The organism is Burkholderia anthinoferrum, assembly GCF_002925705.1.
Taxonomy (GTDB): Bacteria; Pseudomonadota; Gammaproteobacteria; order Burkholderiales; family Burkholderiaceae; genus Burkholderia; species Burkholderia semiarida.
Genome location: NZ_LFZP01000065.1, coordinates 59,731 through 84,760 on the forward strand (window position 1 = coordinate 59,731; position 25,030 = coordinate 84,760).

Genomic DNA, 25,030 nt, shown 5'->3' on the forward strand with positions numbered 1-25,030 from the left:
ATTTTCGAGCAGATCAATGCGCCTGCATGGACGCTCGGGATAGCGATGCGAGTCGTGCTTCCGATATACGCCCGTTTATTGTGACCGAGTGGGCTACGGGCGCGCCATCGATGTCGAATGCCTCTTGTTTAATTGACTGCATACGATAACGATTATTTTCGCACGGGAGTCGTGCGAGAGAAATCGGAAAACAAAATTTATGCGAAAAGTCAGTCCGATTGTCCGTCAGTATGCCTTACGTATCTGACAGGAAATGTCCACGGCGCATGTCAATCAGACGCATCCGAAATTCACAATTTGTGGTGTTTCTTCAACGGCTTAGCAATTGTTGACAGTGATTTACCAGTGCTTTGGTACGCTCACGCTCGATAATCCAACGAATGGACGCGGGCCGCGTCAACGAGAGTGAACAAAAATACGCATCGCCTGGTGTATTCCAGGCTTCGGGGTATCGTGGTGGCCGTCGCGGAGACGGCGATCGCCGAGGGCAAATCCGCAACAGCCGACGCACGCGCACGTCGACGCTCGTCGATATCCGGTGTGCACGTCGTAGCAGCGGGCGTTGCTGCGCTTGGCATGTTCCCCACCTTGTCCGATGCGCAGATCGTGCCGACGCCGGGCACGAGCACCCACGTGATCCAGACACCGAACGGCTTGCCGCAGGTCAACGTGGCCAAGCCTTCGGGCGCCGGCGTATCGGTCAATACCTACAATCAGTTCGACGTACAAAAGGCCGGCGCGATCCTGAACAACTCGCCGACGATGGTTCAGACCCAGCAGGCGGGCTGGATCAACGGCAACCCGAACTTCGGCGCTGGGCAGGCCGCGCGGATCATCGTCAATCAGGTCAACAGTCCGAATCCTTCCCAAATTCGTGGCGCTTTGGAGATCGCCGGCTCCCGGGCGGAGCTCGTCCTCGCGAATCCGTCGGGCATTTATCTTGATGGCGCGTCCTTCATCAACACCAGTCGCGCAACCCTCACAACGGGCGTGCCGTACTACGGCGCCGATGGTTCGCTCGCCGGTTACAACGTTAACCGCGGGCTCGTGACCGTCTCGGGCGCTGGCCTGAACGCAACCGGTACCGATCAAGTGGACCTTATCGCCCGCGCGGTGCAAGTAAACGCTGCGGTTTACGCGAAGAACCTGAACGTGATCGCCGGCGCGGCCCAAGTCAACCACGACACGCTTGCCGCGACGCCGATCGCCGGCGACGGCCCCGCTCCGTCAGTCGCGATCGACGTGAGCCAGTTAGGCGGTATGTATAGTAATCGGATCTTCCTGGCGTCCAACGAGTTCGGTGTCGGGGTCGCCAATGCCGGTACGATCGCTGCGCAGGCCGGTGACCTGACGCTGCAATCAAACGGCCGGCTCGTGCTCACGGGCAAGACCACGGCGAGCGGCAACCTCGCACTATCGGCTACCGGCGGAATTCAGAATAGCGGCACCACGTACGCGCAGCAATCGGCGTCGGTGAATACGGCCGGCGATTTGAAGAATAGCGGCACGCTCGCGGCACGCCAGAATACGATCGTGAACGCCGGCACCGTCAATTCGACGGGTACGCTCGGCGCGGGTGTGAACAACGATGGCTCCGTCGGCCGCGGTGGCGACCTGAACGTCTCGACGTCGGGCCAACTGAGCGCAACCGGCCAGAACGTGGCAGGCGGCAATGCGTCGCTGTCCGGCAGCAGCGTGAATCTCGCCGGCAGCCAGACCGCAGCAAACGGCAATCTGTCGCTGAACGCGAGGGCCGGCGACATGAACCTGTCGAACGCGACGACGAGCGCGCAAGGCGACGTCCACGCGGATGCTTCGGGCACGATGATCAACGATCACGGCAACCTGTCGAGCGGCGGCAGCACGACGCTGACCGGCGGTGCCCTCTCGAACCAGAGCGGCAAGGTTTCGTCACAGAGCGCGTTGTCGGTGAATGTCGCCGGCCAGATCGCCAACCAATCGGGCGAGCTCGTATCCGAAAGCACGGCCGACCTGCGTGGCGGTGATATCGCGAACAACCAGGGCACTATTCAAAGCGCGGCCGGCATGACGGTGGCCGGCGCGTCACTGGACAACACGGCGGGGCGGATCACGTCGCTCAACGCAGACGGCCTCTCGGTCACGACGAGCGGCCAATTGATCAATGCGGCAGGTACCACCGCGAACGGCGCGCAAGGCGGTGTCATCGGCGGCAACGGCGATGTGTCGGTCGGCGGCGCAAACGTTGTCAACCGCAGCACGATCACATCGAACACGAATTTACGTATCGCGGGCCAGTCGGTCGACAACGGCGGCGGCACGCTGCAGGCTGCGCAAAAGATAGCGGTCGATGCGGGCGCGCGCTTGATCAACAACGGCGGCTCGATCGTTGGTCAGACGGCCACGGTCAGCGCGACGACGCTCGACAACAGCGCCGGCACCGTGCAGGCCGACCAGATGTCGCTGACCGCGACCGACCTCGTGAATCACAGCGGCACCATCACGCAGACCGGCGCCGGCGCGATGAACGTGAACGTGTCGGGCACGCTCGACAATTCGAGTGGCGGTACGCTGCAAACGAACAGTACCGCCCTGACGCTCGCGCCGACGGCACTCGTGAACGACGGCGGCACGATCACGCATGCTGGAACCGGCACGCTGACGCTCGGCAATGGTTCGGGCTCGGTATCGAACGTCGGCGGCGCAATCGCGAGCAACGGGCGCGTGGTCGCGCAAGCCGGCACGCTGAACAACACGTCGGGCTCGATCAACGCGCAGAACGGACTGGCGGCAACCGTCGCCGGCACGCTGAACAATGCGAGCGGCAAGCTGTTGTCGAACATGGATCTGAGCGTCACCAGCGGCACGCTCGCGAACGACGGCGGCCAGATCGGTGCCGGCACGAATGCGACGCTCCGCACGGGCTCCATGACGAATCAGGGCGGCTCAGTCGTCGCACCGAACCTGTCGGTCCTCACCGATTTCACGCTCGACAACAGCGGCGGCAAGCTGGAAGCCAATCAGCTCGCGCTGACGGCCGCGAACCTCGTGAATCACGGCGGCACGATCACGCAGTACGGCTCGTCGGCGATGGGAATGAACGTCAGCGGCACGCTCGACAACTCGGCCGCCGGCGTGATCCAGACCAATGCCACGGATCTGACGCTTGAGCCGGCCGAGTTGAACAACGCAGGCGGCACCATTACGCATGCTGGCACCGGCACGCTGACGATTGCGCCGGGCAATGGCGCCCGCGCGCTGAACAACGCGTCCGGTACCATCGTGACGAAGGGACAAGCTATCGTCAACGCGGCTTCCTGGAATAACGCGAGCGGTATTCTTGCCGCGCAGCGCGGTATCAACGCCACGATTGCGGGTGACGTGAACAACGCACAGGGCCTGCTGCAATCGGACGCGTCGCTGTCGTTGAAGAACGGTGGGGCGCTGTCGAACCGAAGCGGCCACATCCAGGCAGGGCAATCGGTTCCAGGCGACACCAGCACGCTCGCCATTCAATCCGCGTCGATCGACAACGCGGACGGCGCCATTGTCGGCCTCGGCACCGGCAAGATGACCGTGCAAGGCGGCAGCCAGATCGCCAACAGCGACGCCGGCGGCGTAGCGGGCATGGGCGCGATTACCGGCAACGGCGATGTGACGGTCAGCGCCGCGTCGATCAGTAACACGCAAGGTGGCCAGCTCAGCGGCGCGTCGCTGCATGTTCAAGGCGGCACGTTGGACAACAGCGGCGGCACCATCGGCAACGTCACGAATTCGAACGGCGACGTGGACGTCACGACGACCGGCGCGATCACGAATACGAACGGACAGATCAGCTCGACGCACGATCTGTCGGTGTCGGCGGCCACGCTGCTGGGCGGCGGCACGTACAGCGCAACGCACGACGCCAACGTGAACCTGCAGGGCGACTACACTGCGGCGGCCGACACCCAGTTCAACGTCGGCCACGATCTCGCCTTCACGCTGCCCGGCACCTTCACGAACATTGCGAACCTGCAATCGGTCAACAATCTGAGCGTCAACGCGGGCAACATCGTCAACGTGGGCGCGTTGACTGCCGGCGGCCTGCTGCACACGCAATCGATCAATCTGACGAACACGGGTGCGCTCGTGGGCGCCAGCGCGTCGCTTAACGCCGTCAATACGATCTCGAACCTCGGCCCGACCGCGCTGATCGGCGCATCCGACAGCAACGGCACGCTCGAAATCCTCGCACGCGACATCGAAAACCGCGACGACACGACCGCGACCGATTCGATGGCGACGACCGCCATCTTCGGGATGGGCAAAGTCGTACTGGGAGGCGGCAAGGACGCGAGCGGCAACTACACGAACGCGGGGCTCGTCAACAATGTGTCGGCGCTGATCCAGTCCGGCAGCGACATGGAACTGCATGCGGACAAGGTGACGAGCACGCGCCGCGTGATGAAGACGTCCACCAGCCAGATCGATCCGGCATTGCTCGCGCAGTTCGGCATCAGCATGTCCGGATGCGTGGCGGTGTACATGGATGCCTGTGCCGGCCGAGACGTGCACTGGGTCGACCTGAGCAAGCCCGAACAGCGAGAGCTCTTTCTGGATTTCGTGGGCGGGGTTCCGACCGATCCACCTCACGGTGGGCAGTGGAATAGCGGCTACCAGAAGACGACGTACTATGCCGACAGCGCGACAGCGACGACCGTGACGGACATCAGCCCGGCCGCGCAGATCGTGTCGGGCGGCAAGATCGATGCGTCGTCGGTCGGCACTCTGCAAAACTACTGGAGCAATATCGCGGCGGTCGGTGACATCAAGGTGCCGGGGCACTACGACGCCGATGGCTGGGCGGCGTCCGGCCAGAAACTGCCGGGCGTGACGGTCTCGTACTCCGGGCAGTACCACTACAACAACTACGACAACACCGAACACGATTGGCAATTGCCATTCGGCAATGCACCGTTCGTGACGGGGCGCCCGGGCGGCTATACGCAGGCGGCGCCGGCGTCGATCAAGGATTACACGCTGCCGGGCTATTTTTCGACGCTGAGTTCCAACGGCACGATCTCGGGTACGGGTGTGAGCGTCAACAACTCGGCGGCCAACACATCGATTCCGTCGCACGGCTTGTTGCCGGGACAGTCGGTGCCGGGCCTCACGCCCGCCAATCTGAGCGGTAACGCGAGCGGCGCGAAATCGGGGGCGTCGTCGGTGCACGGCGGTCCGCCGGCGCCGGTCGATCCGATCATCGCCAGTGCAACGGCGCTGAACGTCCTGAATAACCTCACCATTCCGCAAGGAGGCTTGTTCAAGCCGACCACCGCGCCGAACGCGAGCTACGTGATCGAGACGAACCCGGCTTTCACGAACCAGAAGAACTTCATTTCGAGCGATTACTTCTTCGGCCAGCTCGGCATCGATCTCACGCATATTCCGAAGCGTCTTGGCGACGGCTTCTATGAACAGCAGTTGGTGCGCAATCAGGTGACGGCGCTCACCGGCAAGGCGGTGCTCGGCCCGTACGCGGACCTGCAGACGATGTATCAGTCGTTGATGACGGCAGGCGCGGATCTGTCGAGGTCGCTCGATCTTCCTATGGGCGCGAGCCTGTCGGCCGAGCAGGTGTCGAAGCTGACCGGCAACGTGATCATGATGGAGACGCGCGTGGTCGACGGCCAGTCGGTGCTGGTGCCGGTCGTATATCTCGCGCAGGCGAATCAGCAGAATATCAACGGCCCGCTGATCAGCGCGACGAACATCGATTTCCAGAATGCGCAGTCGTTCACGAACAGCGGCACGATCAAGGCCGACAACACGCTGGAGATCCAGGGCAAGCAGATCGACAGCGCGTTCGGCGCATTGCAAAGCGGCGGGCTGATGTCGCTGAAGACCGACAACAACATCGATCTGACGTCGGCCAACGTGAAGGCTGGCAGCCTGCAGCTGGATGCCGGGAAAGACCTGATTCTCGACACGGCGACGAAGACGAACACGCGCGTGAGCCGGGACGGCGCGACGAGCGTGGTGACGACGCTCGGGCCGACCGCCAAACTCGACGTGGTGGGCAATGCGTCGATCACGACGGGCGGCAACTTCCAGCAGAACGCGGGCAACGTGTCGGTCGGCGGCAATCTCGGGATGAATGTCGGCGGCAACTGGGATCTCGGCGCGGTCCAGACCGGCGAGCACAAGATCGTGCAGCGCGCGAACGGCGTGTCGAATACAGACATCAACAAGGTCACCGGCAGCACTGTGCAGGTTGGCGGTGCTTCACTGATTGGCGTCGGCGGAGATCTAACCGCCAAGGGTGCGCAGATCGACCTCGGCCAAGGCGGGGCGATCGCAGCCAAGGGCAACGTCACGCTCGGCGCAGCGAGCGCGACGTCGACCGTGAACAGCAACAGTTCGGGCAGCGATAGTCACGGCAGTTACGCGGAGACGCTGCACACGTCGGATCAGGCGCTGACCGGGACGACGCTTAAAGGCAGCGACACGGTCACGATTGCGTCGGGCAAGGATCTCACGATCAGTGGCAGCACGGTTAGCCTCGACAAGGGGAATGCGAACCTGATGGCGGCCGGCGACGTGAATATCGGCGCGGCGACCGAAACGCATGAGCTGAACTCACACGAGACGCATAGCCACAGCAACGTCGTGAGCGGCGTGAAGGTCGCGAGCGGGATCGACCAGACGATGACGCTGAATCAGGGTAGTCTGGTATCAGCGGACGGCGTGAACATCGTCAGTGGAAAGGACGTCAATGTTCAGGGCAGCACCATCGTCGGAACGAATGACGTGACGCTCACGGCAGCGCGTAACGTAACGGTAACGACGTCGCAGGATACCTTGCAGTCGTCGAGCTACTACAACAAGAAGGAATCCGGGCTGATGTCGGGCGGCGGACTGTCGGTGTCGGTGGGCAGCAGTTCGCTGAAGACAACCAACCAGAGCGCCGAGGTGTCGAACAACGCCAGCACGATCGGCTCGCTGAACGGCAACCTGAGCATCGCGGCTGGCAACGATCTGCACGTGACCGGCAGCGACCTGATCGCAGCGAAGAATCTCAGCGGGACAGGCGCGAACGTTACGATTGACGCCGCGCAGGACAAGAACCACCGCGGCGAGACGCAGGAAGTGTCGAAGAGCGGCCTGACGCTGGCGCTGAAGGCGCCGGTAATCGACGCGGTGTCGAATGCGGTGGGTCAATCGCGTGCGTCCAGTAATAGCCAGGATGGCCGTGCAGCAGCGCTGCACGGGATGGCCGCGGCGAGTGCGGCGTGGGATGCGAATGTGGCTGCAGGCGACGTGGTCAACGCGCTGGGAGCAGGCCAGACGCCCCAATTCAAGGTCGAACTCAGCGTCGGCAGCAGCCATAGCAAGAGCGCGTTTACCGAGAACAGCGTGACGAATCGCGGCTCGAATGTGAACGCCGGCGGAACGGTGGCATTTGCGGCAACCGGCAACGATCAGCCGGGCAGCGGCAATGTGACGATCGCCGGCTCGAACGTGAACGCGAGCGATGTGATTCTGGCGGCGAAGAATCAGGTCAATATCGTCAATACGACGGACACCGATTCGACGCGCAGTACGAACGACTCGAAAAGTGCGAGCGTGGGCGTGTCGGTCGGCACGGGCGGCTTTGGTATCTCGGCGGCGATGTCGAAAGCCAATGGCGACGGCAACAGCGATCTGGCCACGCAGAACAACAGTCACGTGAATGCGGCAAACGGCGTGACGATCATTTCGGGCGGTGATACGAACATCATCGGCTCGAACGTGAACGGCAACCAGGTGAATGCCGATGTGGGCGGGAACCTGAACATTGTGAGCGTCCAGGACACGTTGTCGAGCGCGGCGCATCAGTCGAGTTCGGGTGGCGGTTTCAGCATCAGTCAGGGCGGCGCCAGTGCGAGTTTCAGCCAGAGCAAGGGCAACGCGTCGGGCAGCTATGCGGGCGTCAACGAGCAAGCCGGGATCCAAGCGGGTGATGGCGGCTTCAATATCAACGTCACCGGCAATACCGACCTGAAAGGCGGGCTGATCGCGAGTAGCGCGGATGCGGCGAAGAATTCGCTGACGACGGGTTCCCTCTCGTTCTCGGACATCCAGAACCAGTCGCACTACGACGCGAGCTCGAGCGGCTTCAGCGCGGGCGCGACGACCGGCGACGGCGGGATGAACTACAGCACGCACGGTAGCGCGTCGGGCAAGAATGCAGGCGGCGCTGCGCCGATGCTTGGCCAAAACGACAGCGGTAGCGACAGCGCGACGACGAAGAGCGGCGTCAGCGCCGGAACAGTCGCGATCACCGATTCGGCGAACCAGAAGCACGATGTGGCGAGCTTGAATCGTGATACGGCGGACACGAATGGTACGGTCGCCAAACTTCCCGACATGCAGAACCTGCTGGCCAATCAAGCGGACATGATGGCCGCAGCCAGCGCGGCCGGCGAAGCGGTGTCGCGCCGGATCGGGGACTACGCGGACAAGATGATGAAAGACGCCGCCGCGAACGGTGATCAGGCGGGAGTCGACGCGTGGAAGGAAGGTGGAGCAAATCGCGCGCTGATGCAAGGTGCCGGTGCGGCGCTGGTGACAGGGCTGGCGGGCGGTAATGCGGTAGGCGGTGCCGCCGGTGCCGCGATTGCATCGATAGCGTCGGGCAAGCTGAACGAGCTGAGCAGCGCGATCGCAGGCAGCGATCCGACCGGCAACGCCAATATGAATCAGGCACTGGGCAACATCGTGGCGAACGCGCTTGCGACGGGTGCCGGCGCTGCTGTGGGCGGTGAAGCGGGAGCGTTCTCGGGGTACAACGTTGATCGGTTTAACCGGCAGCTTCACCCTGATGAAAGACAGTGGGCGAAGGACAAGGCGAAGGACTTCGCGAAGTTCTATGAAGAAAAGACCGGGAAAGCACTCACCGTGGAACAAGCGCGGAATATGTTGCTGGCGAACGGCTATCGTTTGGTGGACGCGGCGGCAAGCAAGGGGCCGGGAGGGGACGCAACCGCGGTCGCCTATATCAGTCAGAATGGTGGCGGACTGTTCCATGCGACGCCGGCGGAGTACAACAGTCCGTTCTTGTCTGGGAACAAGGATGGTTCACTGACGCCGGAGCAGAAGGCGTTGCCGGGCGCAGTGGCTAATCCAAAGGCCGGACTCGTCATTGCCGGCGGGCTGGTAACTGCTGGGTTGGCGCCAGAGATTGCTGCAGGGTTAGCTGCTATCCCGGGCGCGCCAATTTTTGGTTCAACTGGAGCGTTGGGATCCAGCGCGTGGACGTCGCCTGTTGGGATTGGCGTCCTAACTGGTGGTGTAAATGCGACTTCACAGTACATTCAGAATGGCACGGTCAATCCAGTCGATGTTGGGTATGCCGCAATGGCTGGCGGAGCCGGCACCTATACCAAGTTCTTTGGGAACGTCGTAATAAATTCTGTAACAGGTGCTCTTGATACTGTCACAAACAATGCGATTTCCGGGAAACACGACAGCATTGCAACCGGCGCGGCAGTGAACGCAGGTGCGGCGGCTATCGGCTATGTGACGGGGCTCGCCATGCAAAATCTAATTTCTGCGTTGGCGAAATCCGGGATGGGTAGCTTCGGTTGGTCCGGAACTGGAGTTTGGTCGGGATCATCGGGACAAAATCTGTTTAACCCGAACAATGTTCCTGCAATTGGTGCTGGTATCGGTGGTGCAGCCGGCGCTGAAGCAGGAACGAAAGCGATAAACGATGCCAAATCTCGAATTGGGAAGTGAAGAAATGCTTAGATTGATTGCCTTGTATTTAGTGGCTTTCTTGCTTTCATTTATATGCTTTGCCTCCATAAAGGCATTTGTAATGATTTTTGTGGCCTATTTTTATGGCGGTGGCTTCTTGTGGGCGAGCAACGATACGAGATTCGTTTTGGTGAACGGAACTCTGTTGGGGCTTGTTTTTTGTATCTTCGCGACGGTGGCTTTTGTGCGAAAAAAATGATCCTCGATGGCGATACGAACATCATTGGCTCGAACGTGAAGGGCAATCACGTGAATGCCGATGTGGGCGGGAATCTGAACATTGTGAGCGTCCAGGACACGTTGTCGAGCGCGGCGCATCAGTCGAGTTCGGGTGGCGGTTTCAGCATCAGTCAGGGTGGCGCCAGCGCGAGCTTCAGCCAGAGCAAGGGGAATGCGTCGGGCAGCTATGCGGGCGTCAACGAGCAAGGACGCGGTTTGGCACCTGACTACATGACGGTCAATGTGGGCGCGCTTTCTGGAAACGTAAGTGGTACGGTGAATCTGTACGACGGTTCGACGTATGTTTCGGGAGGCGTTTCCATGACCAACCCATCTTCGGTGTCGTACAGACCCGGGGTCAGTTCGACTATCGGCTACATACTCGGGGCAGACACCGTGACGAAAGCAGGAAACTTCTTGACAGGGGATGGAAATCAGGCGTTCATTTCTGTGCCTACCCCATTTGGCGTCAATGTGATTGGTGCAATAACTCACGCCTATGGCGGAAGTACCGCAGTTGAATTTGGTATTGGTCAGCCGGGTTCTATTTCCTTCGGCGTAATGCCGTGGGGCCATTCATCCGAAGTAACTGGGCATGGAAAATAGGAGGCTTAAATGGCTGCAGTCGGCGGAGGACCGAATCCGGATCAGTGGGCCAAGATGACGCGTGGACAAAAAATTGCTTACTGGGTTAGTGTAACCGCTGCTTGCGCATTTATTGGCGGACGTCTGATAAGAAAATGGTTTTATTAGGCGCTTGGCATACTGATCAGATTAATAGCGGTCGATAAGCTGAACGAGTTGAGCGGCGCGATTGCAAGCAGCGATCCGACCAGCAACGCCAATATGGGAGCAGGCCGCTTTGTCGAGCAACTCGGGAAAACCGGCAGGCCCTGGCTTCCGGGCTCCGGACTATTCGTCCGCGAATGGGTCCGGTATGAGTGTCGCCTACGGAACATCTGTGAACTTGCAACGGTATCGAAGCCTGTCGGGGGTTCCTATTGGTGAAACTTAAAATGTGGTTGCAATTTTCGGTAATTGCAATTTTTGTGGTGGCAGTGATCAGCCTTGTTCGATCCTGTCAAGCTGATCCTACGCAGACTCAGTTATTCGATCAGCTGGCGATGATGCGCGACGATATGCAGGCGATTATTAACGATGGCGGACGCGTTGTTCGTTATGATAATAATGGGAAAACAACGTTTTCGAGAGTTTATCTCCTGCTGAGTATTGAGCGGAAAACGTGGAGCGTTGATCTACAGAGAATCTACGGCAATACATTGCTCGCGCGCGGATGGGTGATGGTAAAAACGAGGCTGGCGAACGATCGTTTTGTAAGGGCGGTGCCTTTGCATCAGTAACTGCTCCGGCAACTGACAGGAATGGTTCAATAGCGATGGTTTTCGACGCCGCGAGTATTTCTAAGTGCCAGAAATTGCTGCGTACAAGCGAGGCGCGTTGACTAGCTTATCAACTGATATTCAATCATGAAATTTCAGTGCGCGCAGGATGTGGAGTTGGTTGGGGTCTGTAATATGTTTGGTTTATTATTTTTTATTTTTATGATTTTTATTCTTTGCATTCGTCAAAGTATTTGTCATGATTTTGGCGGCTTATTTTTATGGTGACAGTTTCTTATGGGGGGAGGCGACGCCAGATTAATTTTGGTGGGCGGCGCACTATCTGGGCTTGTATTTTGCATTTTCGCGACGGTGGCTTTTGTGCGAAAAATGATCGTGATGCCATTGTGAAATTCGATTCAATCGGCATCTGCATGATGTTGGTGTGTAAATCAATCGGGGCAGACCGGGCTGAAGATTCCATGCAAATTGATTGGAAGTGATGCATTGATAGCACGTACGTCTCAGTCCTAGTACGCGATCGCATATCTAGAAATACATATGAGAACTATTTGCCGGGGGAATTCTGCTGCGGCAGTACTACTGCTTATCGCGACTAGCGTGTCGGCGCAAGAGACTTCGCGTCCGATCATTCCGGGCAACGACCAACAATCCCGACAACAAGAAGAGGCACGTGAACGCGAACGGTCCGTCTCCGCGCCCGGAGTGCGTTCAGGCGTGACAGCGAGCGCTGGGTATCCGACGCTGCTGTCGGAGTCGCCGTGCTTCCGGATCGATCGTTTCGCGATCGATGTGCCCGACGCACTGCCCACTTCCGTGAAAGCGCAAGGAGCGTCTGCTTTGCCCATGGATCGTTTTGCCTTCGTGCGCGAATGGCTCGACTACTACGCCGGTCAGTGCGTCGGCAAACAGGGCCTCGATATCCTCGTCAAGGGCCTGTCGCAAGCGATCTTGGCACGCGGCTACGTCACGACACGCGTGCTGTTGCCCGAACAGGATCTGTCGACCGGCATGCTTAAATTGTCGCTGATCCCCGGCGTGATTCGCCACGTGCGCGTCGCCGACGAGAGGCTGCACGGCGCCTGGAAAACGGCCTTTCCTACCCGCGACGGCGAGCTCCTGAACTTGCGCGACCTTGAGCAGGGCCTCGAGCAGATGAAGCGCGTGTCGAGCCAGGACGTGTCGATGCAAATCGTGCCGGCCGACGTGCCGGGCGAGAGCGACGTCGTGCTCGACGTGCAGCGCGGCAAACCCTGGACCGTCGTCGCGTCGATCGACAACTCGGGCACGCGCGCGACCGGACGGCTGCAGGGCAACTTGTCCCTCGGCATCGACAATCCGCTGGGCCTGAACGATATTTTCAACATCGGCGTGAGCCAAGATCTCGAGCTAGGCGACAAGCGGCTTGGCTCGCACGGCTGGAACGGCTTTTATTCGATCCCGTGGGGCTACTGGACCGCGACGCTGTCGGCGTACACGAACACGTACTACCAGCAGATCGCCGGCGTGAACCAGACGTTCGTCGCGAGCGGCAACTCGAAGACGGTCGACTTCAAGCTGAACCGTGTGCTGTCGCGCAGTCAGAACGACGTGTTCGGCGTGCAGTTCCGGCTGTCACGCCGGTTCGGGCAAAGCTTCATCGAAGACACCGAAATCCCGCAGCAGCGCCGCAACAACACGTTCGTCGAGTTCGGCCTGACCGATCGGCACTACTTCGGCAACGCGCAGTTCGACGGCACGCTCGCGTACCGGCAGGGCGTCGGTGCGTTCGGCGCACAGGACGACAGCGTGGCGGCCGACGGCGGCCCGACCTACCGCTACAAGATGGCGGTGCTCGATGCGAACCTGTCGGTGCCGTTCGCGATCGCGCAGCAGCCGTTTCGTTACGTGACGACCCTCCACGGCCAATTCACGGGCAACACGCTGTACTACATCGACGACATGACGATCGGCAGCCGCTACACGGTGCGCGGCTTCGACGGGGAGACGATGCTGGCCGCCTCCCGTGGTTTTTACTGGCGCAATGAACTGCAGGCGCCGATCGATCAAACCGGGCAGGCGGTGTATGCGGGCATCGACTACGGCCGCGTGTGGGGCCCGCAGCCGGTCACACTCGTGGGCACGCAACTGGCAGGGGCCGTGATCGGCGTGAAGGGGAGCGTCGCGACTCGCTTGGGTGCCTACGGTTACGACCTGTTTGCCGGCACGCCAATCTACAAGCCGTCCGGGTTTCCTACGGCACGCGTGACCGTTGGCTTTCAGCTCACCGCACAGTTCTGACGAAGTGGGCGCAATCCGCTACTTTGCCCGCCGTCGTTTGAGACGACGGCGGCGAGGATCGAGAACTGACGGCTTTTTCGATCGTATGGTGCATGGCTCTCTTGTCGGAGGGCCACGTGTGGCGACCATGCTATCCGCGCTGCGGCGGCAAAGCCCGAAATCGCCGCCTCACAACCCCACTCCGTAAACCTCCCCCGCCGCCGCCCGAATCGCCTCGACCATCACCGCCACTGCCGGCGAATGCAGCCGGTCGGTGCGCGTGATGATCCCGAAATCGTCCATCCGGCAATCCATCTCCAGCGGCAGCACCGTGACGATCCCGTGCCGCGCGTAGTAGTGCGCGACGTCCTCGGCGAGCACCGCGATCATGTCGCTCTGTTCGAGCAGTTGCGTGATGAACAGCAGCGCCGAGGTTTCGACGAGGTTCGCCGGCGGCGCGAGGCTCGCGCGCTGGAACACGAGCTCGAAGCGGTGGCGCAGCACGCTGCCGGCCGGCGGCACGACCCACGCGGCGCGTTGCACGTCGGCGAGCGCCAGCGGCGCGTGCGCGAGCAGCGGGTGGCCGGGCCGCACGACGGCGGCCACCGACTCGCCGGTCAGCGGCTCGTAGCGCAGGCGCAGCTTGTCGTGTTCGGCGGACAGCCGGCCGAGCACGATGTCGATCTTTTCCTGCGCGAGGTGTTCGAGCAGCACGTTGCTGGTATCGATCTCGACCGACACGTGCAGGCCCGCATGCGTCCCCTTTACCGCCGCCACGGCCGGCGGCACGAGCCGCAGGCCCGGCGACGTGATCGCGCCCACCGCCACGTGGCCCAGATGGCCGGCCTTCAGCGCGGCCAGTTCCTCGCGCGCCTGATCGAGGCTGCCGAGCGCCGCGCGCGCGTGGCGGATCAGCGCGTCGCCGTACAGCGTCGGCCGCATCCCGCGCGGCAGGCGCTCGAACAGCACCGCGCCGATCGATTCCTCGAGCTCGCGCAGCAGCTTCGACGCGGCCGGCTGCGTCATGTTCAGCGCGGCCGCCGCGCGGTGAATGCTGCCTTCGTCTGCGAGCGCGACGAGCAGCAGCAACTGGCGCGTCTTCAGGCGGGCGCGGTTGCCCCACGGGCTGGCTTCGGTCATCGTACGGGTTTATATCGATATCGGAATCGATATCGTAATCGCCTAAATCGTCATTAGCCAGTTATCAAAATTCTGCCTAGACTGCGCCGGTATCCCGTCACCACAGGACTGACGATGTCGGCAACAAAACCCAGGCTGCGCTCCGCTCAATGGTTCGGCACGAACGACAAGAACGGCTTCATGTACCGAAGCTGGATGAAGAACCAGGGCATTCCCGATCACGAATTCGACGGCCGGCCGATCATCGGCATCTGCAACACGTGGTCCGAACTGACGCCATGCAACGCGCACTTCCGCAAGCTCGCCGAGCACGTGAAGCGCGGGATCTCGGAAGCGGGCGGCTTCCCGGTCGAGTTCCCGGTGTTCTCGAACGGTGAATCGAACCTGCGGCCGTCGGCGATGCTCACGCGCAATCTTGCATCGATGGACGTCGAGGAAGCGATCCGCGGCAACCCGATCGACGCGGTCGTGCTGCTCGCCGGCTGCGACAAGACGACGCCCGCGCTGCTGATGGGCGCGGCGAGCTGCGACGTGCCGGCGATCGTCGTGTCGGGCGGCCCGATGCTGAACGGCAAGCTCGAAGGCAAGAACATCGGTTCGGGCACGGCCGTGTGGCAGTTGCACGAAGCGCTGAAGGCCGGCGAGATCGACGTGCATCACTTCCTGTCCGCCGAAGCCGGCATGTCGCGCTCGGCCGGCACCTGCAACACGATGGGCACCGCGTCGACGATGGCGTGCATGGCCGAGGCGCTCGGCGTCGCGCTGCCGCACAACGCGGCGATTCCGGCCGTCGATTCGCGCCGCTACGTGCTCGCGCACATGTCGGGCATCCGGATCGTCGAGATGGCGCTCGAAGGGCTCGTGCTGTCGAAGATCCTGACGCGCGCGGCGTTCGAGAACGCGATCCGCACGAACGCGGCGATCGGCGGCTCGACCAACGCCGTGATCCACCTGAAGGCGATCGCCGGCCGCATCGGCGTGCCGCTCGAGCTGGAAGACTGGATGCGCATCGGCCGCGACACGCCGACGATCGTCGACCTGATGCCGTCGGGGCGCTTCCTGATGGAGGAGTTCTATTACGCGGGCGGGCTGCCGGCCGTGCTGCGCCGGCTCGGCGAAGGCGGGCTGCTGCCGCACCCGGACGCGCTGACGGTCAACGGCAAGTCGCTGTGGGACAACGTGCGCGAAGCGCCGAACTACGACGAAGAAGTGATCCGCCCGCTCGACCGGCCGCTGATCGAGGACGGCGGCATCCGCATCCTGCGCGGCAATCTCGCGCCGCGCGGCGCGGTGCTGAAGCCGTCGGCGGCGAGCCCCGAACTGCTCAAGCATCGCGGCCGCGCGGTGGTGTTCGAGAACCTCGACCACTACAAGGCGACGATCAACGACGAAGCGCTCGACATCGACGCGAGCTCGGTGATGGTGCTGAAGAATTGCGGGCCGCGCGGGTATCCGGGCATGGCCGAGGTCGGCAACATGGGGCTGCCGCCGAAGCTGCTGCGCCAGGGCGTGAAGGACATGGTGCGGATCTCGGATGCGCGGATGAGCGGCACCGCGTACGGCACGGTCGTGCTGCACGTCGCGCCGGAAGCGGCGGCCGGCGGCCCGCTCGCGGCCGTGCGCAACGGCGACTGGATCGAGCTCGACTGCGAGGCCGGCACGCTGCATCTCGACATCACGGATGAAGAACTGCAGCGCCGCCTGTCGGACGTCGATCCGACCGCGGCGCCGGGCGTGGCCGGCCAGCTCGGCAAGGGCGGCTATGCGCGGCTGTATATCGATCACGTGCTGCAGGCCGACGAGGGGTGCGACCTCGACTTCCTGGTCGGCACGCGCGGCGCGGACGTGCCGAGCCATTCGCATTGAGCGGCGGGCGGCGCGACGTGCGCCGCCGCCGATGGCGGGCCTTCCCGGCCCGCGCTTCATGAAACCATGAACGCATGACGGCCGGCGACAACCGGGCCGAAGCAGGACGCGAACCATGACATCGAGCAGCACGCCGCGCTATCGCGGCATCTTTCCCGTCGTCCCGACGACGTTTACCGACACCGGCGAGCTCGACCTCGCGAGCCAGAAGCGCGCGGTCGACTTCATGATCGATGCGGGGTCGGACGGCCTGTGCATCCTCGCGAATTTCTCCGAGCAGTTCGCGATCACCGACGACGAACGCGACGTGCTCACGCGCACGATCCTCGAACACGTCGCCGGCCGCGTGCCGGTGATCGTCACGACGTCGCACTACGGCACGCAGGTGTGCGCGGCGCGCAGCCTGCGCGCGCAGCAGCTCGGCGCGGCGATGGTGATGGCGATGCCGCCGTATCACGGCGCGACGTTCCGCGTGCCGGAGGCGCAGATCTTCGAGTTCTATGCGCGCGTGTCGGATGCGATCGACATCCCGATCATGATCCAGGACGCGCCCGCGAGCGGCACGCCGCTGTCCGCGCCGTTCCTCGCGCGGATGGCGCGCGAGATCGAACAGGTCGCGTACTTCAAGATCGAGACGCCGGGCGCCGCGAACAAGCTGCGCGAGCTGATCCGGCTCGGCGGCGACGCGATCGAGGGGCCGTGGGACGGCGAGGAAGCGATCACGCTGCTCGCCGATCTCCATGCGGGCGCGACCGGCGCGATGACGGGCGGCGGCTTTCCGGACGGCATCCGGCCGATCCTCGAAGCGTTCCGCGAAGGCCGGCACGACGATGCGTTCGCGCATTACCAGACGTGGCTGCCGCTGATCAATCACGAGAACCGCCAGTCCGGGATCCTCACCGCGAAGGCGCTGATGCGCGCCGGCGGCGTGATCGCGTGCGAGCGGCCGCGGCATCCGATGCCGGAACTGCACCCGGACACGCGCGCGGAACTGCTCGCGATCGCGCGCCGGCTCGATCCGCTCGTGCTGCGCTGGGCGCGCTGAGCGATTCGCGAAGGAGAGACGCACGATGAGCAATCCAATTTCGCTGGGCGTGATCGGGATCGGCAAGATCGCCCGCGACCAGCATTTGCCGGCGATCGCCGCCGAACCGGGCTTCGCGTTGACTGCCTGCGCGAGCCGTCACGCGGAAGTCAACGGCGTGCGCAATTATCCGGATCTGAACGCGCTGCTCGCCGCCGAGCCCGAGCTCGACGCCGTGTCGCTGTGCGCGCCGCCGCAGGTGCGCTACGCGCAGGCGCGCGCCGCACTCGAGGCCGGCAAGCACGTGATGCTCGAGAAGCCGCCGGGTGCGACGCTCGGCGAAGTGGCCGCGCTGGACGCGCTGGCGCGCGAGCGCGGCCTCACGCTGTTCGCGACCTGGCATTCGCGCTGCGCGAGCGCGGTGGAACCGGCGCGCGCGTGGCTCGCAACGCGCACGATCCGCGCGGTGCAGGTGCGCTGGAAGGAAGACGTGCGGCGCTGGCATCCGGGGCAGCAGTGGATCTGGGAACCGGGCGGCCTCGGCGTGTTCGATCCGGGCATCAACGCGCTGTCGATCGTCACGCGGATCCTGCCGCGCGAGCTCGTGCTGCGCGAGGCGACGCTCATCGTGCCGAGCGACGTGCAGACGCCGATCGCGGCCGAACTCGATTGCGCGGATACCGACGGCGTGCCGGTGCGCGCGGAATTCGACTGGCGGCACGGCCCGGTCGAGCAATGGGAGATCGCGGTCGACACGGCCGACGGCGTGCTCGCGATCAGTCGCGGCGGCGCGCAATTGTCGATCGCGGGCGAGCCGGTCGAGATCGGGCCAGAACGCGAGTATCCGGCGCTGTATGCGCACTTTCGTGCGCTGATCGCGCGTGGCGAAAGCGACGTCGACGTGCGGCCGCTGCGGCTCGTCGCCGACGCCTTCCTGTTCGGCCGACGCGTGCAGACCGACGCGTTCGGCCGCTGAACCTGCGTGCGCGCGCGGCCTCGGGCGCGCACGACGAACGATTGATTACGGACACACATCACGGCATCGGCCGACACAAAGGAGACACCACATGAACCGCACGACTCACACGATCCGTCGACATACCCTGCGCGCGCTGCTGGCCGCGCTGTGCATCGCGCCGCTCGGCATGCAGGGCGCCGCGCACGCCGACGCGCCGCTGAAGATCGGCTTCCTCGTGAAGATGCCCGAGCAGGCGTGGTTCATCAACGAGCAGAACGCGGCGTCCGCGCTCGGCCAGAAGGAGAACTTCTCGGTCGTGAAGATCGGCACGCCGGACGGCGAGAAGGTGCTGGCCGCGATCGACAATCTCGGTTCGCAAGGTGCCCAGGGCTTCGTGATCTGCGCGCCGGACGTGCGCCTCGGGCCGGCGATCGCGTCGCGCGCGAAGCGCTACAACATGAAGTTCGTGACCGTCGACGACCAGCTCGTCGATTCGAGCGGCAAGCCGCTGCCGAACGTGCCGCACCTCGGGATGTCGGCGACCAAGATCGGCAACCAGGTCGGCCAGGCGATCTCCGACGAAATGAAGCGGCGCGGCTGGAAGCCCGAGGAAGTCGGCGCGCTGCGGATCACCAATTACGAGTTGCCGACCGCGAAGCTGCGCACCGACGGCGCGACGCAGGCGCTGCTCGCGAACGGCTTCCGCAAGGAGAACATCTTCGACGCGCCGCAGAAGACGACCGACGACGAAGGCGGCTTCAGCGCGGCGGCACCCGTGCTCGCCCGCCATCCGAACGTGAAGAAATGGGTGATCTACGCGCTGAACGAGGAAACCGTGCTCGGCGCGGTGCGCGCGACGGAACAGCTGCACATCCCGGCGGCCGACGTGATCGGCGTCGGCATCAACGGTGCGGGCGAGGCGTTCGCTGAATTCCAGAAGAAGGAGCCGACCGGCTTCTACGGGACGATCGCGGTCAGCTCGACGAACCACGGCAAGGACAGCACGCAGAACCTCGTCGACTGGATCCGCAACGGCAAGGTGCCGCCGGCCGACACGCAGACGAGCGGCAAGCTGATGACGCGCACGAACTGGCAGGCCGTGCGCGCCGAGCTCGGCATCTGAGCGGGCGAGGCGAGAACGCGATGACGATGCAGACGATGACGGCCGCGTCCGCCGGCCACGGTGCCGAAGCGGGCACGCCGCCGAGCGGTGCGCTGCTCGCGCTCGACGGCATCACCGTGACGTTTCCGGGCGTGCGTGCGCTCGACACGGTGTCGCTGTCGGTGCGCGCGGGCGAAGTGCACGGGCTGATGGGCGAGAACGGCGCGGGGAAATCGACGCTGCTGAAGGTGCTGTCCGGCGTGAACCAGCCGCAGGCCGGCACGTTGACGCTGAACGGCACGGTGCAGCGCTTCGCGTCGACCCGCGCGGCGCTCGAGGCCGGCATCGCGATCATCTACCAGGAGCTGCATCTGGTGCCCGAACTGACGGTCGCGGAGAACCTGATGCTCGGACAATTGCCGAGCCGGGCCGGCGTGGTCGACGAGCGCGCGCTCGCCGCGCGCGCGCTCGATGCGCTGGAGCGGCTGGGCGAGCATATCGATCCGGGTATTCCGGTGAAGTATCTGTCGATCGGCCAGCGCCAGATGATCGAGATCGGCAAGGCGCTGATGCGCGACGCACGGGTGATCGCGTTCGACGAGCCGACGAGCTCGCTGTCCGCGCGCGAGACCACGCAACTGTTCCGGATCATCCGCGCGCTGCGCGCGGAAGGCCGCGCGATCATCTACGTCACGCACCGGATGGAGGAAGTGTACGAACTGTGCGACCGCGTGACCGTGTTTCGCGACGGCCGCCGCATCGACACGTTCGATTCCGTCGCCGATCTCGACCGCGACCGGCTGATCGGCTGCATGGTCGGCCGCTCGATCGAGGACGTGTACGGCTACCGGCCGCGCACGGCCGGCGACGTGCTGATCGAGGCGAAAGGGTTGACGGGGCCGGGGCTCGCCGAGCCCGTGTCGTTCAGCGCGCGGCGCGGCGAGATCGTCGGCTTCTTCGGGCTCGTCGGCGCGGGCCGCTCGGAACTGATGAAGCTGCTGTACGGCGCCGCGCGCCCGAGCGCGGGGCACGTCGAGCTGAACGGCAAGCGGGTCGCGTTCGGCAGCCCGCGCGACGCGGTGCGCGCCGGCATCGCGCTGTGCCCGGAAGACCGGAAACAGGAGGGCATCGTCGCGATCGCGTCGGTGGCCGACAACCTGAACATCAGCGTGCGCCGTCATTTCAGCCCGGCGCGCGTGCTGCTCGACGGGCGGCGGGAACGCGAGCTCGCGCAGAAATACATCGAGCGCCTCGCGATCAAGACCCGCGACGGCGACACGCCGATCGGCGCGCTGTCGGGCGGCAACCAGCAGAAGGTCGTGATCGCGCGCTGGCTGGCCGAGCGCATCGACGTGTTCCTGATGGACGAGCCGACGCGCGGCATCGACGTCGGCGCGCGCGCGGAAATCTACAACCTGTTCTACGAACTCGCGGAAGCGGGCCGCACGGTGATCCTCGTGTCGAGCGATCTGGCCGAGGTGATCGGCGTGTCGGATCGCATCATCGTGATGAAGGAAGGACGGATCGCGGGCGAGGTCGACAAGGCGCACGCGACGCCCGACGCGCTGATCAAGCTCGCGCTGCCGCGCTAGCGGCGAGCAGTCAACCGGAAAGCAACTGATATGAGCCAGGCAATGCAACCCCAACGTACCTCCCCATCCCCGGATGCCGCCGCCGCGGCCACGCCCGCGCGTCCGCGTGGCGGCGTGTGGCAGCTGATCAACCGTTCCGGCATCGTGATGGTGTTTCTCGTGCTGTTCGCGGTGCTGTCGCTGACCGTGCCGGACTTTCTCACGCCGCGCAACATCCAGGGCCTGCTGCTGTCGGTCACGCTGATCGGCTCGATCGCGGTGACGATGATGTTCGTGCTCGCGTTAGGCGAGGTCGACCTGTCGGTCGCGTCGATCGTCGCGTTTTCCGGCGTCGTCGCGTCGACGCTGATCACCGCGACGCACAGCGTCGTGCTCGGCATCGCGGCCGGCGTGCTCGCCGGCGGCGCGGTCGGGCTCGTGAACGGCGTGCTGATCGCGCGCTGGCGGATCAACTCGCTGATCGTCACGCTCGCGATGATGGAAGTCGTGCGCGGCCTCGCATTCATCACGTCGAACGGCGACGCGGTGATGATCTCCGAGGAGCGCTTCTTCGATCTCGGCGGTGGGTCGTTCCTCGGCATCTCGTTTCCGATCTGGAGCAACATCGTCGGCTTCGTCGTGTTCGGCTTCCTGCTGCGCAAGACGGTGTTCGGCAAGAACGTGCTGGCCGTCGGCGGCAACGGCGAGGCCGCGCTGCTCGCGGGGCTGCCGGTGATGCGCATCAAGATCACGGTGTTCGTGCTGCAGGGGCTCGTGACCGGCTTCGCGGGCGTGATGCTTGCGTCGCGGATGAGCCTCGGCGATCCGAAGACGTCGGTCGGCCTCGAGCTCGGCGTGATCTCCGCGTGCGTGCTCGGCGGCGTGTCGCTGACGGGCGGCGTCGCGACGATCTCCGGCGTGCTGGTCGGCGTGCTGATCATGGGCTCGGTGCAGGACGCGATGAGCCTGTTGAACGTGCCGACCTTTTACCAATATCTGATACGCGGCGGAATTCTGTTGCTCGCGGTGCTGTTCGACCAGTATCGTCGCAACCAGCGGCGCGCGATGAAGATCTGATGTCGACCACGCGCGGCCGCCTGCAAATACGACGAATATCGGGAGACGGCATGCAACAGACTCATCCGGCCGCGTCGGCGACGCTGCTGGCCGACAGCCGCAACACGCTCGGCGAAGGCGCGACGTGGTGCGACAGGACGCACGCGCTGTACTGGGTGGACATCGAAGGCGCGCAGCTGTGGTGCTGCCGCGCGGACGGTTCGGACCTCGTGCAATGGGCGATGCCCGAACGGCTCGCGTGCTTCGCGCTGACCGACGATCCGGATGTGCTGCTCGTCGGGCTCGCGACGCATCTTGCGTTCTTCGATCTGCGCAGCGGCACGTTCACGCGGATCGTCGACGTCGAGCCCGAACTGCCGACGCGGCTGAACGACGGACGCTGCGATCCGTTCGGCGCGTTCGTGTTCGGGATGAAGGATGAGGGGGGCGATCCGCCGCGCGCGGTCGGCGGGTTTTATCGGCTCAATGCCGATCTCGCGCTGGAGCGGCTTGCGCTGCCGCCGGCCGCGATCGCGAACAGCATCGGGTTCTCGCCGGACGGCACGAAGATGTATTTCTGCGATTCGCTGGTGCGCGAGATTTTCGTGTGCGATTACCGGGCGGGCGGCGATGTCGCGAACGTGAGACCGTTCGCGCGGCTGACCGATGCCGATGGCGATCCGGACGGGTCGATCGTCGATCGCGACGGCGGGCTTTGGAATGCGCAGTGGGGCGGGCGAAGGGTGGTGCGTTATGGGGCCGACGGTGTCGAGACGGACCGCGTGGCGGTGCCGACTGCGCAGCCGAGCTGTGTGGCGATCGATGGGGAAGGCAGGCTGTATGTGACGAGTGCGCGTGTTGACCTGAGCGATGACGCGCTGGCCGGCGATGCGCACGCGGGTGGTGTGTTCGTCGCGCAGACGCGCTATGCGGGGTTGCCGACGACGCGGTTTGCGGGCACGCGCCCGTCGGACGGCTGACCGTCGCGGCTGACCGCGCGTACCGGGCGCGTGTCGCATACAACCGGACAGAGCGACGTTTCGCGTGCTGGTAAGATGGCCCGCAATTCCATCCCGCCCGCACCATGAGTTCCACCCCGACCAAGCCCGCGAACCCGAAAACCGCTGCAAAAGCCGCCGCGAAGAACGACGCCGCCCGCGCCCCGGGCGACAAGCCGAAGCCGCGCGTGCAGCAGCGCCTGACCTACGTGATCGGCGGCCTCGACCGGCTGCTGCGCCGTCACATGACCGACGCGCTCGCACCGCTCGGCATCACGCTCGCCCAATACACGGCGCTGTCGGTGCTCGAGGCGCGCGGCGCATCGTCGAACGCGCAACTGGCCGAACGTTCGTGGATCACGCCGCAATCGGCGAACGAGGTGATGAGCGTGATGGCCGCGCGCGGTTTCGTCACGCGCGAAGCCGACCCGTCGCACGGTCGCATCATCCTGCTGAAGCTGACCGACGCCGGCGCGGCGATGCTGCGCGAATGCGAAGCCGTGCTGCGCCCGCTCGAAATGCGCATGCTCGGCGACATTTCGGCCGACGACGCCGCGCACGTGCAGCGCGCGCTCGAACTGTTCTCGCGCAACCTCCGCGGCTGATCGGCTCCGACCCTTCACGACGCGCGGCCCGGGCGGCGCGCGTCCGCTTCGCTTCCCCGCCTCCCGGCGGCTGACCGTTCCCCGATTCCTCCGTTTTCCCGCTTTTCGCTCCGGGTTTACACCGGCGCTCGTGCCGCTTGCAATATCAGGTAGCCTGATATTAAATGAAGTCGTCCGCAGCAGGAATGCTGCGCACCGAATCGCACAGGAACGAACGACAGGAACAGACATGAGCAAGTACGACAACCGCTGGCAGACCGTTGAGCTGAAAGTGGAGGCCGGCATCGCGTGGGTGACGCTGAACCGCCCGGAGAAGCGCAACGCCATGAGCCCGACGTTGAACCGGGAGATGCTGGAAGTCCTCGACGCGGTCGAGTTCGACGACGAAGCGAAGGTGCTGGTGCTGACCGGCGCGGGCGCCGCGTGGACGGCCGGCATGGACCTGAAGGAATACTTCCGCGAGATCGACGGCGGCTCCGACGCGCTGCAGGAAAAAGTGCGCCGCGACGCGTCGGAATGGCAGTGGCGCCGCTTGCGGATGTACAACAAGCCGACGATCGCGATGGTGAACGGCTGGTGTTTCGGCGGCGGATTCTCGCCGCTCGTCGCGTGCGATCTCGCGATCGCGGCCGACGAAGCGGTGTTCGGGCTGTCGGAGATCAACTGGGGCATCCCGCCGGGCAACCTCGTCAGCAAGGCGATGGCGGACACCGTCGGGCATCGCCGCGCGCTGCACTACATCATGACCGGCGACACGTTCACCGGCGCGGAAGCGGCCGAGATGGGCCTCGTGAACAGCAGCGTGCCGCTCGCCGGGCTGCGCGACGCGACGATCGCGCTCGCCGCGCGGCTGATGGACAAGAACCCGGTCGTGCTGCGCGCGGCGAAACACGGCTTCAAGCGTTCGCGCGAGCTCACGTGGGAGCAGTGCGAGGATTACCTGTATGCGAAGCTCGACCAGGCGCAGTTGCGCGACCCGGAGCGCGGCCGTGAACAGGGGCTGAAGCAGTTCCTCGACGACAAGACGATCAAGCCGGGCCTGCAGGCATACAAGCGTTGATACGGCGCGAACGCAGCCGCCGATATAACCGCGGACGTAACCGCAAGAG

General features: G+C 64.0%; 13 protein-coding genes and 1 pseudogene. 13 read left to right on the plus strand and 1 reads right to left on the minus strand.

Going from position 1 to position 25,030, the window contains the following annotated elements:
* Positions 1-405: 405 nt before the first annotated feature.
* The 4 genes and pseudogenes from C5F75_RS31645 to C5F75_RS31655 all read left to right on the plus strand — a co-directional run bounded on the left by C5F75_RS31645 (position 406) and on the right by C5F75_RS31655 (position 13,622).
* Positions 406-9,741, plus strand: coding sequence for a hemagglutinin repeat-containing protein (locus C5F75_RS31645; protein ID WP_181035504.1), 9,336 nt, complete (start codon positions 406-408; stop codon positions 9,739-9,741).
* 216 nt (positions 9,742-9,957) lie between these two features.
* A pseudogene (locus tag C5F75_RS31650) lies at positions 9,958-10,587 on the plus strand (polymorphic toxin type 22 domain-containing protein); the annotation flags it as partial.
* Positions 10,588-10,997: 410 nt separating this feature from the next.
* The gene (locus C5F75_RS36555) at positions 10,998-11,342 is read left to right on the plus strand and encodes a hypothetical protein (RefSeq protein ID WP_124658165.1); all 345 of its coding nucleotides are present in this window, start codon (positions 10,998-11,000) and stop codon (positions 11,340-11,342) included.
* 540 nt (positions 11,343-11,882) lie between these two features.
* Positions 11,883-13,622: a ShlB/FhaC/HecB family hemolysin secretion/activation protein gene (locus tag C5F75_RS31655; RefSeq protein WP_059581566.1), complete on the plus strand. Its 1,740-nt coding sequence runs from the start codon at positions 11,883-11,885 to the stop codon at positions 13,620-13,622.
* A gap of 168 nt (positions 13,623-13,790) precedes the next feature.
* Here the strand turns inward: C5F75_RS31655 and C5F75_RS31660 are convergent, their stop codons facing one another.
* The gene (locus tag C5F75_RS31660) at positions 13,791-14,741 is read right to left on the minus strand and encodes a LysR family transcriptional regulator (RefSeq protein WP_059581569.1); all 951 of its coding nucleotides are present in this window, start codon (positions 14,739-14,741) and stop codon (positions 13,791-13,793) included.
* Between the two features lie 114 nt (positions 14,742-14,855).
* Here C5F75_RS31660 and C5F75_RS31665 point away from each other — a divergent pair, with 114 nt between their 5' ends.
* The 9 genes from C5F75_RS31665 (at position 14,856) to C5F75_RS31705 (ending at position 24,981) form a co-directional block, all read left to right on the plus strand.
* A complete protein-coding gene (locus C5F75_RS31665) occupies positions 14,856-16,607 on the plus strand; it encodes an IlvD/Edd family dehydratase (protein ID WP_059581572.1) in 1,752 nt (583 codons plus the stop codon).
* Positions 16,608-16,722: 115 nt separating this feature from the next.
* Positions 16,723-17,652: a dihydrodipicolinate synthase family protein gene (locus C5F75_RS31670; protein WP_059581575.1), complete on the plus strand. Its 930-nt coding sequence runs from the start codon at positions 16,723-16,725 to the stop codon at positions 17,650-17,652.
* Positions 17,653-17,677: 25 nt separating this feature from the next.
* The gene (locus C5F75_RS31675) at positions 17,678-18,607 is read left to right on the plus strand and encodes a Gfo/Idh/MocA family protein (protein ID WP_059581578.1); all 930 of its coding nucleotides are present in this window, start codon (positions 17,678-17,680) and stop codon (positions 18,605-18,607) included.
* Between the two features lie 91 nt (positions 18,608-18,698).
* A complete protein-coding gene (locus tag C5F75_RS31680; protein WP_059581581.1) occupies positions 18,699-19,712 on the plus strand; it encodes an arabinose ABC transporter substrate-binding protein in 1,014 nt (337 codons plus the stop codon).
* Between the two features lie 20 nt (positions 19,713-19,732).
* Complete coding sequence (gene araG / locus C5F75_RS31685) at positions 19,733-21,283, plus strand: L-arabinose ABC transporter ATP-binding protein AraG (RefSeq protein ID WP_060011184.1); 1,551 nt, start codon at positions 19,733-19,735, stop codon at positions 21,281-21,283.
* A gap of 30 nt (positions 21,284-21,313) precedes the next feature.
* Positions 21,314-22,339 (plus strand): L-arabinose ABC transporter permease AraH, encoded by a 1,026-nt coding sequence (gene araH, locus C5F75_RS31690; RefSeq protein ID WP_059581586.1) that lies wholly within the window; start codon positions 21,314-21,316, stop codon positions 22,337-22,339.
* Positions 22,340-22,389: 50 nt separating this feature from the next.
* Positions 22,390-23,298: an SMP-30/gluconolactonase/LRE family protein gene (locus C5F75_RS31695; RefSeq protein WP_059581589.1), complete on the plus strand. Its 909-nt coding sequence runs from the start codon at positions 22,390-22,392 to the stop codon at positions 23,296-23,298.
* A 104-nt stretch (positions 23,299-23,402) separates the two neighbouring features.
* Complete coding sequence (locus C5F75_RS31700; RefSeq protein WP_059581591.1) at positions 23,403-23,921, plus strand: MarR family winged helix-turn-helix transcriptional regulator; 519 nt, start codon at positions 23,403-23,405, stop codon at positions 23,919-23,921.
* 229 nt (positions 23,922-24,150) lie between these two features.
* Positions 24,151-24,981, plus strand: a complete 831-nt coding sequence (locus C5F75_RS31705) for a p-hydroxycinnamoyl CoA hydratase/lyase (RefSeq protein WP_059581593.1) — start codon at positions 24,151-24,153, stop codon at positions 24,979-24,981.
* Positions 24,982-25,030 lie beyond the last annotated feature (49 nt).